Origin of the sequence: Nocardioides sp., from assembly GCF_030655615.1 — a bacterium.
Classification (GTDB): Bacteria; Actinomycetota; Actinomycetes; order Propionibacteriales; family Nocardioidaceae; genus Nocardioides.
On record NZ_JAURVJ010000151.1, the window covers coordinates 1 to 10,568 of the forward strand.

14 protein-coding genes are annotated in these 10,568 nt (G+C 72.5%); 9 read left to right on the forward strand and 5 right to left on the reverse strand.

Annotated elements, in window-relative coordinates:
- Window positions 1-180 precede the first annotated feature (180 nt).
- Complete coding sequence (locus Q7T52_RS12510) at window positions 181-954, forward strand: triacylglycerol lipase (RefSeq protein ID WP_304802954.1); 774 nt, start codon at window positions 181-183, stop codon at window positions 952-954.
- A 9-nt stretch (window positions 955-963) separates the two neighbouring features.
- Here Q7T52_RS12510 and Q7T52_RS12515 read toward each other — a convergent pair whose 3' ends face one another.
- A complete protein-coding gene (locus Q7T52_RS12515) occupies window positions 964-1,806 on the reverse strand; it encodes a hypothetical protein (protein WP_304802956.1) in 843 nt (280 codons plus the stop codon).
- A 211-nt stretch (window positions 1,807-2,017) separates the two neighbouring features.
- Between Q7T52_RS12515 and Q7T52_RS12520 the strand changes: the two genes are divergently transcribed.
- Window positions 2,018-2,437: an anti-sigma factor gene (locus Q7T52_RS12520; RefSeq protein ID WP_304802957.1), complete on the forward strand. Its 420-nt coding sequence runs from the start codon at window positions 2,018-2,020 to the stop codon at window positions 2,435-2,437.
- Window position 2,438: 1 nt separating this feature from the next.
- Window positions 2,439-3,296 (forward strand): RNA polymerase sigma factor SigF, encoded by an 858-nt coding sequence (locus Q7T52_RS12525; RefSeq protein ID WP_304802959.1) that lies wholly within the window; start codon window positions 2,439-2,441, stop codon window positions 3,294-3,296.
- Window positions 3,297-3,517: 221 nt separating this feature from the next.
- Here the strand turns inward: Q7T52_RS12525 and Q7T52_RS12530 are convergent, their stop codons facing one another.
- Entirely contained in the window at window positions 3,518-3,919 is a 402-nt protein-coding gene (locus Q7T52_RS12530; RefSeq protein ID WP_304802961.1) for a hypothetical protein, read from the reverse strand.
- A gap of 200 nt (window positions 3,920-4,119) precedes the next feature.
- On the opposite strand from Q7T52_RS12530, the gene Q7T52_RS12535 reads away from it, so the two are divergent.
- Entirely contained in the window at window positions 4,120-4,371 is a 252-nt protein-coding gene (locus Q7T52_RS12535; protein ID WP_027863177.1) for a WhiB family transcriptional regulator, read from the forward strand.
- A gap of 2 nt (window positions 4,372-4,373) precedes the next feature.
- Here the strand turns inward: Q7T52_RS12535 and Q7T52_RS12540 are convergent, their stop codons facing one another.
- Window positions 4,374-5,855: a sensor histidine kinase gene (locus Q7T52_RS12540; RefSeq protein WP_304802966.1), complete on the reverse strand. Its 1,482-nt coding sequence runs from the start codon at window positions 5,853-5,855 to the stop codon at window positions 4,374-4,376.
- 65 nt (window positions 5,856-5,920) lie between these two features.
- Between Q7T52_RS12540 and Q7T52_RS12545 the strand changes: the two genes are divergently transcribed.
- From Q7T52_RS12545 to Q7T52_RS20665, 5 genes are all read left to right on the forward strand, one after another.
- Window positions 5,921-6,763, forward strand: coding sequence for a DUF2785 domain-containing protein (locus Q7T52_RS12545; RefSeq protein ID WP_304802967.1), 843 nt, complete (start codon window positions 5,921-5,923; stop codon window positions 6,761-6,763).
- Window positions 6,764-6,797: 34 nt separating this feature from the next.
- Window positions 6,798-8,444: an acetolactate synthase gene (locus tag Q7T52_RS12550; RefSeq protein ID WP_304802969.1), complete on the forward strand. Its 1,647-nt coding sequence runs from the start codon at window positions 6,798-6,800 to the stop codon at window positions 8,442-8,444.
- 6 nt (window positions 8,445-8,450) lie between these two features.
- Window positions 8,451-8,954: a GNAT family N-acetyltransferase gene (locus tag Q7T52_RS12555; RefSeq protein ID WP_304802971.1), complete on the forward strand. Its 504-nt coding sequence runs from the start codon at window positions 8,451-8,453 to the stop codon at window positions 8,952-8,954.
- Window positions 8,955-9,335: a thioesterase family protein gene (locus tag Q7T52_RS12560; RefSeq protein ID WP_304802973.1), complete on the forward strand. Its 381-nt coding sequence runs from the start codon at window positions 8,955-8,957 to the stop codon at window positions 9,333-9,335. It begins immediately after the preceding gene.
- 76 nt (window positions 9,336-9,411) lie between these two features.
- A complete protein-coding gene (locus Q7T52_RS20665) occupies window positions 9,412-9,486 on the forward strand; it encodes a 50S ribosomal protein bL37 (RefSeq protein ID WP_370692322.1) in 75 nt (24 codons plus the stop codon).
- Between the two features lie 85 nt (window positions 9,487-9,571).
- On the opposite strand, the gene rsrA is transcribed toward Q7T52_RS20665, so the two are convergent.
- Window positions 9,572-9,865, reverse strand: coding sequence for a mycothiol system anti-sigma-R factor (rsrA, locus tag Q7T52_RS12565; protein ID WP_304802975.1), 294 nt, complete (start codon window positions 9,863-9,865; stop codon window positions 9,572-9,574).
- Window positions 9,862-10,539 carry a sigma-70 family RNA polymerase sigma factor gene (locus Q7T52_RS12570; RefSeq protein ID WP_304802977.1) on the reverse strand — a complete coding sequence of 226 codons (678 nt, stop codon included), beginning with the start codon at window positions 10,537-10,539 and terminating at the stop codon, window positions 9,862-9,864. Before Q7T52_RS12570 ends, rsrA begins: the two co-directional genes overlap by 4 nt.
- Window positions 10,540-10,568 lie beyond the last annotated feature (29 nt).

The following is a 10,568-nucleotide window of genomic DNA, read 5'->3' on the forward strand; positions in this document are numbered from 1 at the left end:
GCCGTGGCGGCCGATGGTGACGAGCATCCGGAGCCCGGCGAGGTCCGGGACCCGGGAGGACGTCATGCGCCGAGCCTAGGGCTGGCCGTCGAGCGGCCCGCCCGACCCCGGCCGCACACCCGGGTGGTATCCCTCGGTGCAGGACCTGCACCCGGCGGGCCACAGCCTGAGGACGTGCCCATGCCGACGACCCGGTCCACCGTTCCCGACGCGGACAACGCACGCGCCCCTGGTCCGCTGCTGTGGGTGCGCGAGAGCCTGACCGGGGTCGAGCTGGCCCAGTCCACGCTCTCGCGGCGCTACCTCGCCGGCCTGCCCGAGGGCGACGGCCACCCGGTGCTCGTCCTGCCGGGGTTCCTCGCCGGCGCGAGCTCGACGGGGTTCCTGCGCTCGTTCCTCCGCATGAAGGGCTACCGCGTCTATGACTGGGGCCAGGGCCGCAACATGGGCGTGCGCGAGGGGCTCCGCGGCCGGCTGACCGAGCGGCTCGACCACATCACCGACCGCAACCAGAAGACGATCAGCATCGTCGGCTGGAGCGCCGGCGGCATCTACGCCCGCGAGATCGCGCGGGAGAACCCCGACCGGATCCGCTCGGTGATCACCATGGGCACCCCCATGCGCGGCAACCTGCGCGCGACGTCGGCATGGCCGGCGTACACGCTGCTCAACCGAGGCCGCCACGCCGTCGACCTCACGCCCGAGGTGCTCGGCAGCCGCGTCGAGCCGCTGAGCGTCCCGACCACCTGCCTCTACAGCCGTCGTGACGGCATCGTGGCCTGGGAGCTGTGCACCAGCCTGCCGTCGCCCACCACCGAGAACATCGAGGTCGGCTCGACCCACCTCGGCTTCGGCCACCACCGTCGCACCCTCGGCATCGTGGCCGACCGGCTCGCCCAGCCCGAGGGCGCCTGGCGGCCGTACGCCGAGCACGACGACCCCCGCAGCGCCTGACGGCCGCGGTCAGGACAGGCGGCGCAACCGGGCCTTGGCCAGGCGGAGCTTCTTCTTCGCCTTGGCCAGCCCGGTCTTGGCCGTGTGGACGGACCGCTTCGTCTTGACGACGCGGGCGTCGGCCGACGCCTTGCGGGTGTCGGACGCGTTCTTGTGGGCCAGGGCCGAGCTCGCGGCGGTGGTGGCGGCGGACAGCTCGGTGCGAGCGGCGTCGACCAGGGCGCGCCAGCGGGTGGACTGGACGCTCAGCTCGTCGATGCGCTGGTCGACGACGGCGAGGGCGGCCGTCGCGCTGTCGAGCTTGGCGCGAGCCCGCTCCCGCGACTGATAGAGCCGCTCGACCTCGGGGGCCGGCTCCCAGCTGCCGTTCTGGGTCTTCTTGCACTGGAACGACCCGCTGGACCGGGTGCACGCCGCCCACTTGTTCTTCTCCCGGGCGAGCAGGTCCTCGGCGACCCTGAGCCCCAGCTCGGCACTGTCGTACTCGGCCTGCCGCGGGTTCCGCTCCTGCCACGCCTGGTCCAGCGCGGCGTTGGTGTCCGCGAGCGCGGCCTCCTTGGGCGCCAGGTCGGCGGCAGCGTTCTGGCGTCGTGCCTCGGCCGCGGCGTACGCCGACCCGGCGGCGGCGACCGCGTCGACGGCCTGCTGCCGCATCTCGAGCGCAGCGACGTAGGAGCGCTCGGCCGCCTTGACGTGCTGGCGGGCCTTGACCACACCGTGCTTGGCCTTGGCGACGGCGGCCCGGGCCTGCTGCCGGGTCGTGGCCGCCTCGGCCGGCGTGACGGTCCCGCCGACGAGGACGAGGACGACGAGGAGCCCGAGCAGGGCGGGGAGCTTGCGGGAGAGGTGCACGGTGGCCGCCTTCGTTGGGTCGGGGGGAGACACGCCCACCCTGTCCAGCGCACCCGGCGCCAAACCACCACGTCCCCACCACGTCCCCACCATGTCCCCGACACCTCGCCGGCGACCCGTTTCCGGTCGGGCCCCGTCGGGTAGGCCGCTGCACGACGTCGGGTGGCAGTAGGGTCGCGACGTCGAGCCACGTGAGCGAAGGACCATCCCGATGTCAGTGCCGTCCCACCCCGTCGACCAGTCCGCAGGACGCCCCGACGTGGAGCTCCGGCTGCCCGCCGACAGCCTCTACGCGTCCGTGCTCCGGACGACGACCGCCGGTCTGGCCGCGCGGCTCGACTTCACGATCGAGGACATCGAGGACCTCCGGATCGCCGTCGGCGAGGCCAACGCGATGGTGCTCGAGCACGCCGACGAGGGCAGCGACCTCGTGGCGGCGTTCCAGCTCGCGCCCGGGTCGATGGTCGTCTCCATCACGGTGGAGGCCGCGACCAGCCCCGTGCCCGACCTCGACAGCTTCGCCTGGCAGGTGCTCACCACGCTGGCCGCGTCGGCCGACATCGAGTCCGGTTCGGGCCGCTTCGGCATCGTCATGACGATGAGGTCCTCGGCCGTCGGAGCCGGCAGCTGACATGGAACCCCACCACACCCCGGTCCAGGCGGCGGGCGAGCCCGACCCACCCCAGCTGACTCCGGAGCAGCAGGAGCGGCTCACGCGCGTCGCCAAGACCCGCAAGCGGAGCGCCGAGCTGTTCGTCGAGCTGCGCGACGACCTCGGGTCCGACGCCACCCGCTCCCACGCCCGCGACTCGCTCGTCCACCTCCACCTGCCCCTGGTCGAGCACTGCGCCCGCCGCTTCCGCAACCGCGGCGAGCCCTACGAGGACCTCGTCCAGGTCGGCACGATCGGGCTGATCAAGTCGATCGACCGGTTCGACACCGAGCGCGGGGTCGAGTTCTCGACCTACGCGACGCCCACGATCATCGGCGAGATCAAGCGCTACTTCCGCGACAAGGGCTGGGCCATCCGGGTGCCGCGCCGGCTCCAGGAGCTGCGCATGCAGATCGGCGCCGCCACGGCCGAGCTGACCCAGAGCCTGGGCCGCTCCCCCACGCCGCGCGAGCTGTCGGAGGTCATCGGCTGCTCGGTCGAGGAGATCGTCGAGGGGATCGAGTCGAGCAACGCTTACTCCACCCTCTCGCTCGACGCCACCGACGACTCCGACGACGGGTCGTCGAGCATGCTCGACGCGATCGGCGTCGACGACGAGGGTCTCGAGCACGTCGAGATCCGCGAGTCGATCAAGCCGCTCCTCGAGGCGCTCGAGCCCCGCGAGAAGCGGATCCTGCTGCTGCGGTTCTTCAAGAACATGACGCAGTCGCAGATCGCCGAGGAGATCGGCGTCTCGCAGATGCACGTCTCGCGGCTGCTCACCCGCACCCTCGAGCAGCTGCGCACCTCGCTCGAGGCGCCCGACCCCGAGCCGTAGACCGCGCAGCCACCCGACAGACACAGAAGCCCGCTCGAGGCGACCTCCCCCCAGAGGCGCCGAGCGGGCTTCTCGTGCTGTCCGAGAGCCGGGCCGTTCCGCGATCCCCCCAGGGCCGCGGACCACTCCGACCCCGTCGACGCTACGCAGCGCTCGACCACGCCCGAGCCACACGACCCCCACGCCACGGTGAGCCTTCGGTAACAGGCCGGCCGGGTGGTCTAGCCGTCGGCGCCGTCGTCCTCCGAGGCGCCCATCAGCGCCTCGACGCTCGCCGGCTGCAGCATCGCGACCAGCGTGACGACCGCCGCGAGCGCCAGGGGTACGGCGAGCAACACGTTGTCCCGCACGTTCCAGGCGATGCCGAGCTGGATGAGCTGGGTCAGGAGGACAGGTCCCCGGGCCCACCCCCTGACCCGGGAGAGGCCCCACGCGCAGGCGAGCAGTGCGGCGCCGTAGGCCCCGAAGAACACCGAGACCGACACGCCGACCTCGACCCTCGAGGACACCAGGTCGAGGAGACCAACGATCCCGAGGGCCAACAGTCCGACGCCCTGGACGGCCACCAGCACCGCGGCCACCAGCAAGGGCGCGGGCGGACGGGTCGGACGCGGATCGCTCACGCGGTGACACTACGGCCAGCTCGCAGCCACCCCGTGGGGTGGCTGTGACCCAACCGACCACCGGAAACACTTGATCCCGGCAGCGATAGTTGCAACAGTGAGCAGGCGTTCGTGAAATCCTTCACACACAGGACTACATGCGCGCCCGCAGGCCTGAGCATCCCTGCCTGCACGTCTCTACTTCAAAGGATCCACCTGCCATGGATTGGCGCCACCGCTCCGCCTGCCTCGACGAGGACCCGGAGCTGTTCTTCCCCATCGGCAACACCGGACCGGCCATCCTCCAGATCGAGGAGGCCAAGCAGGTGTGCCGACGCTGCGACGTGCGCGAGCAGTGCCTCGCCTGGGCGCTCGAGGCCGGGCAGGACCACGGAGTCTGGGGCGGTCTGAGCGAGGACGAGCGCCGTGCCCTCAAGCGTCGCAACGCGCGGGCGCGGGTCCGCACCGCCTAGCCTCACATCTCGGGGACGTCGATCGCGACGCGCGTCCCGCCGTCGGGACGCGCGTGCATCTCGATCTGGCCGTCGAGCTCGGACTCGACCAGCGTGCGCACGATCGAGAGGCCCAGGTTGGTCGACCCGTCGAGGCTGAAGCCCTCGGGCAGGCCGCGGCCGTCGTCGTCGACGACGACGTGCAGCCGGCCGACGAGCCGCTCGACACCGACCACGATGACCCCCGTGGTCGTCGGGTCGGCGTCGTCGTAGCCGTGCTCGACGGCGTTCTGGAGCAGCTCGGTCAGGACCATCGCCAGCGCGTTGGCCGCCTGCGAGGGGAGCACGCCGAAGCTGCCGTCCCGGCGTACGCGGACCCGGCCGGTGAACGCGCTGACATCGGTGACCATCGTCCCGAGCCGGTCGGCGATCTCGTCGAACTCGACCGTCTCCTCGACGGCCTGGCTCAGCGTCTCGTGGACGATCGCGATCGACCCGACCCGGCGCACGGCCTCCTCGAGGGCGAGCTTGGCGGTCTCGTTGTCGATGCGGCGCGCCTGGAGGCGCAGCAGCGCGGCCACCGTCTGGAGGTTGTTCTTGACCCGGTGGTGGATCTCGCGGATCGTCGCGTCCTTGGTGACCAGCTCGCGATCGCGGCGGCGCAGGTCGGTCACGTCGCGCACCAGGATCAGCCCGCCGATGTGGACGCCGCCGGGGCGCAGCGGGATGGAGCGCACGATGAGGGAGACGCCGTCGTTGCCGTCGGTCCCGATCTCGACGTCGCGGTGGGCCCGGCCGCCGAGCACGGCGCTCAGGGTCTCCTCGTCAGGGCGGCGGCGGGGCGGGACGAGCTCGCGCACCAGGTCGGCCAGCAGCAGCCCGGCCAGGTCGCCGGAGAGGCCCAGGCGGCGATAGACCGACTGGGCGTTGGGGCTCGCGTAGACCACGTGACCGACCTCGTCGACCCGGAGGAAGCCGTCGCCCACCCGGGGTGAGTCGGCGTGGTCGCTGCGCTGCCCGGTCGCCGGGAAGGTGCCGGTGGCGATCATCTGCGTGAGGTCGGTCGCGGTCTGCAGGTAGGACAGCTCGAGGCGGCTGGGGGTGCGGACGCCGAGCAGGTTGGTGTGGCGGCCGATGACGCCGATGACCTTGCCCTCCCGCACGACGGGGATCGACTCCATCCGCACCGGCACCTCGTCACGCCACTCGGGGTCGCCCTCGCGGGCCGTGCGGCCCTGCTCGTGGGCGGCGTCGAGCAACGGCCTGCGGCCACGCTCGACGAAGGTGCCGACCACGTCGTCGACGTAGGCCGTGGGCCCGGTCGTGGGCCGCATCTGGGCCACCGCCCAGAAGCCGGTGCCGTCGCGGTCGGGCAGCCACAGCACGAGGTCGGCGAACGAGAGGTCGGCGATGATCTGCCAGTCGGCCTGCAGGAGCTGCAGCCACGCCACGTCGTCCCGGTCGAGATCGGTTCGGGTGCGGACGATCTCGGTGAAGGACTGCACGTCGCGAGGATAGGCGCGTCCCCCGTATGGGCTGGATGTCCCCCGTCTCTGCCAGGATGCAGGACATGTCTCGGGTGAACTGGAAGCAGGTCCACGACGAGGACTTCCGGGTGCCGGAGGGCCTCCCGCTGGCCGACCTGACCGAGGAGCTCACGGTCATGCTCGGCGACGTCGACCCCGAGCGACGTGACGGCACGGCCTACCCCACGCTCGCCACCTGGATCTCCCGCGGCGTCTACGACGACCTGCTCCCGGGTCTCGGCGACGGGATGGTCACCGGTCTCGGCGTCGGCCTGGGTGAGCGCGACACCGACAGCGTCTTCCGCCGGGCGTTCTCGGTGCTGGTGCTCGCCGAGTGCATCGCGCGCGACAACAGCCGTCCCCTCGTGCTCGGCGGCAAGGTCCTGCAGTGGGGCGACGCGATCGCGACCTGGGTACTGCGCGAGCAGGACCTGCGCGGCTGGGTCGACGGCAAGGGCTGGGCCCACGCCGTCGCCCACGGCGCCGACGCCCTCGCCGCCCTCGCCGCCTCGCCGCACCTCGGTCACGCCGAGCTCACCGTCGTGCTCGACGTGGTCGCCGACCGGCTGCTGCTCCCGGTCGACCAGCCCCTGGTCCACGGCGAGGCCGACCGCCTGGTCGGCACCACGATGGCGGTGCTGCGCCGGGGCTCGGTCCCCCTCACCGTCGTCGAGCCCTGGCTCAACCGGGTCGCCGCCGGCGCCTCGGCCCACGCCCGCGCGTCCGGCCGCGACCCGTTCCTGCCGACCAACACCGCCCAGGCGTTCCTGCGCTCCCTCTACCTCCAGCTTGCCCTCGGCAGCCGTCCGCCGCTCGTCCGCGCCGACGTGATGCTGGTGCTCGTCGGGCTGCTGCGCGAGACCAACCCCGCGTTCCGTCACCCCTGACCCGCGGTCGGGGGTCGTCGGTAGCCTGCGAGGCATGACCGACGACACACCCGACCAGCTCTCAGGACACGCGGGCGAGCTCGCGGTGGCCGTGGCCCGCGCGCACGGCGTCGAGACCCTCTTCACGCTGTCCGGCGCCCACGTCTTCCCGATGTACGACGGCGCCGTCAAGTCCGACCCGCCGATGCGCCTCCTCGACGTGCGGCACGAGCAGACGGCCGCGTTCGCCGCCGAGGCGACCGGCAAGCTGACGCGGGTTCCCGGGCTGGCCGTGCTCACCGCCGGTCCGGGCGTCACCAACGGCGTCAGCGCGATCGCCCAGGCCCAGTTCGCCGGCTCCCCGATGGTCGTCGTCGGCGGCCGCGCCCCGCAGAACCGCTGGGGCAGCGGCAGCCTGCAGGAGCTCGACCAACCGCCGATCCTCGCCTCGGTCTCCAAGCACGCCGCCACCCTGCCGACCGCCGGCGACGTGCTCGGCGGCATGGACGAGGCGTTCCGGCTGGCCGGCTCGTCGCACCGCGGCCCGGTGTTCGTCGACGTGCCGATGGACGAGTTCTTCGCCTCGTCCTCCGGACCGGCTCCGACCGGCGAGCGGGTCCGCGGCGCCGAGCCCGACCCCGACGCCGTCGCGCGCGTCGCCGCCCTGCTGGCGTCCGCGACGCAGCCCACGCTCATCCTGGGCACCGACGTCTGGGCCGACGGCGCCGAGGTCGCCGCCCTCCGCCTCGTCGAGACCGCCGGGATCCCGACCATCACCAACGGCATGGGCCGCGGCGTCGTGCCCGGCGGCCACCCGCTGCTGGTCACCAAGGCCCGCAGCCAGGCGCTCAAGGAGCCCGACCTGGTCGTCGTGGTCGGCACCCCGCTCGACTTCCGCCTCGGCTACGGGATCTTCGGCGACGCGCAGGTCGTGCACGTCGCCGACTCCCCCGCCCAGGTGTCGCGCCACGCGACGCTCGCCGCCTCGGTCTCCGGCGACCTGACGTCGTTCTTCGACGGCCTGCTGGCCGCGCTCGAGAAGGGACCCAAGCCGGCCTGGGGCCCGTGGGTGTCGTCGCTGCAGGATGGTGTCGCCGCCGGCGTCGAGCGCGACCGCGCGCTGCTGTCGGCCGAGGCCGACCCGATCCACCCCGCCCGCATCTACGGCGAGCTCGTCCCGCGCCTGGCCGACGACGCGGTGGTCATCGGCGACGGCGGCGACTTCGTCAGCTTCGCCGGCAAGTACGTCGAGCCCAAGCGCCCCGGTGGCTGGCTCGACCCGGGACCCTACGGCTGCCTCGGCGCCGGCCTCGGCGCGGCGATCGCCGCTCGGATCGCCCGGCCCTCGGCCCAGGTGGTGCTGCTGCTGGGCGACGGCGCCGCCGGCTTCTCGCTGATGGACGTCGACACCCTCGTGCGCCACGACCTGTCGGTCGTGATGGTGATGGGCAACAACTCCGCCTGGGGCCTCGAGAAGGGCCCGATGCAGATGCTCTACGGCTACGACGTCGCCGCCGACCTCGCCCCGCAGACCCGCTACGACGACGTCGTCAAGGCGCTGGGTGGCGGCGGCGAGACCGTCACCGACCCCCGCCAGATCGGTGCGGCCCTCGACCGGGCCTTCGCCTCCGGGGTCCCCTACCTCGTCAACGTGATCACCGACGTCGACGCGGCCTACCCGCGCGCGACCTTCGGCATCTGAGCCCCGGTGCAGCTGAGACGCGCCACCGCCGACGACTACGAGGCCGTCGGCCGGGCGACCGTCGCCGCCTACGAGCCGTTCCTCCTCGGCCCCGACGACACCTACCGCGAGCGGCTGGCCGACGTGGCCGGGCGCGACCGTGACGCCGAGGTGTGGGTGGCGGTCGACGACGGCGACGGCTGCGACGGCGACGGCGGTCAGGTGCTCGGCAACGTCACCGTCTGCCCGGTGGGCTCGCCCTGGCGCGAGATCAGCCGCGTCGGCGAGGGCGAGTTCCGGATGCTGGCGGTCGCGCCCGACGCGCAGGGCCGCGGCGTCGGCCGGGCCCTCGCCGAGATGGTCGTCGACCGCTTCCGCAGCGAGGGCGCCCACGCCGTCGTCCTGTCGTCGCTCGACGCCATGGCCGGCGCCCACCGGCTCTACGAACGACTGGGCTTCGTCCGGCTGCCCGCCCGGGACTGGTCGCCCCAGCCCGGCGTCCACCTCGTCGCCTACGCCCTGGAGCTCTAGATGGACGCGACCCTGCGGTTCACCGTGACCGACGACGACACCGCCGTGGCGGTGGGGTCGGGCTCGCTGCCGGTGCTCGGCACCCCGCGCCTGCTCGCCTGGCTCGAGGCCGCCACCTGCGCCGCCCTGGAGCCCACCCTGGCCGCGGGCTCGACCAGCGTCGGCACCCGCGTCGTCGTGGAGCACCTCGGCGCCTCGGCGGTCGGCCAGGTGGTCGAGGTGACCGCGTCCTCGGCGTACGTCGACGGCCGGCTGCACCGCTTCACCGTGGCCGCGCGCCACCTCGACGGCCCGGGCGGGGACGTGCCCGGCAAGGTCGTCGGCAGTGGCGAGGTCACGCGGGTCGTGGTCGACGCCGCGAGGTTCCTGAGCCGGCTCTGAGCAGCGGCCGTCGCCCGATTTCGCTCGATCGCGGCGACCTGAGAGACTTCGATGATCTAAATCCCAGGAGGACACCATGGGCAAGACCGGACGCAAGCGTCGCGCGCGACGCAAGAAGGCCGCCAACCACGGCAAGCGCCCCAACAGCTGACTGCTGCTGACATGCAGAACCCCCGGCCACCGGCCGGGGGTTCTTCTGTCTCTCAGGCCCTCACAGGCCGTCTCGGGACCGCGGATCAGCCCTCGGGCGTGACCTGGATCGAGACCTGGACCTCGCGGATGCGGATGCGGACCCGCTCACGCAGGTCGGCCGGGGCGACCTCGGTGCAGGACCGGGCGACGACCGACTTCACGGTGCGCTGCAGGTCGTACTTGACCAGGCAGGGGTTGCAGGAGTCGAGGTGGAGCCGGACGTCGGCGCAGTCGGCGTCGTCGAGCTCGTTGTCGAGGAAGTAGACGATCCGCTCGAGGAAGTCGGCGCACTCGGCGTCGGCGACGGAGTCGGCGTGGTCGCTGTGGGAGTGGCTCATCGGTCCTTGGCCTCCTTCGCGGCGACGGTGCCAGCGGGCAGCAGGTCGTTGCTGCGGACGTAGTCGGACAGCATGTCGCGCAGCTGGCGACGGCCGCGGTGGAGCCGCGACATCACGGTGCCGATCGGCGTCTCCATGATCTCGGCGATCTCCTTGTAGGCGAACCCCTCGACGTCGGCGAGGTAGACCGCGAGGCGGAACTCCTCGGGCAGGCGCTGCAGCGCGTCCTTGACCTGGGAGTCGGGCAGGTGCTCGAGCGCCTCCATCTCCGCGGACTTCAGGCCGGACGAGCTGTGGCTCTCGGCCCGGGCGAGCTGCCAGTCCTCGACGTCCTCGGACATCGACTGCTGCGGCTGGCGCTGCTTCTTGCGGTAGTTGTTGATGAAGGTGTTGGTCAGGATCCGGTAGAGCCAGGCCTTGAGGTTGGTACCGGGCCGGAACTGGTGGAACGCCGAGTAGGCCTTGGCAAAGGTCTCCTGCACCAGGTCCTCGGCGTCGGCGGGGTTGCGCGTCATGCGCATCGCCGCCGAGTAGAGCTGGTCGAGGAAGGGCAGCGCGTCGCGCTCGAAGCGCAGGGACCGCTCGTCCTCGGTCTCGGTCGCGACGTCCACGGTCTCGGGGTCGTCGGCGATCACGGGCTCGGCCTCGGTCGAGGTGCCAGTCACGTCAGTCATCGTGTCCCAGCGTACGTCGCCCCTGGGGC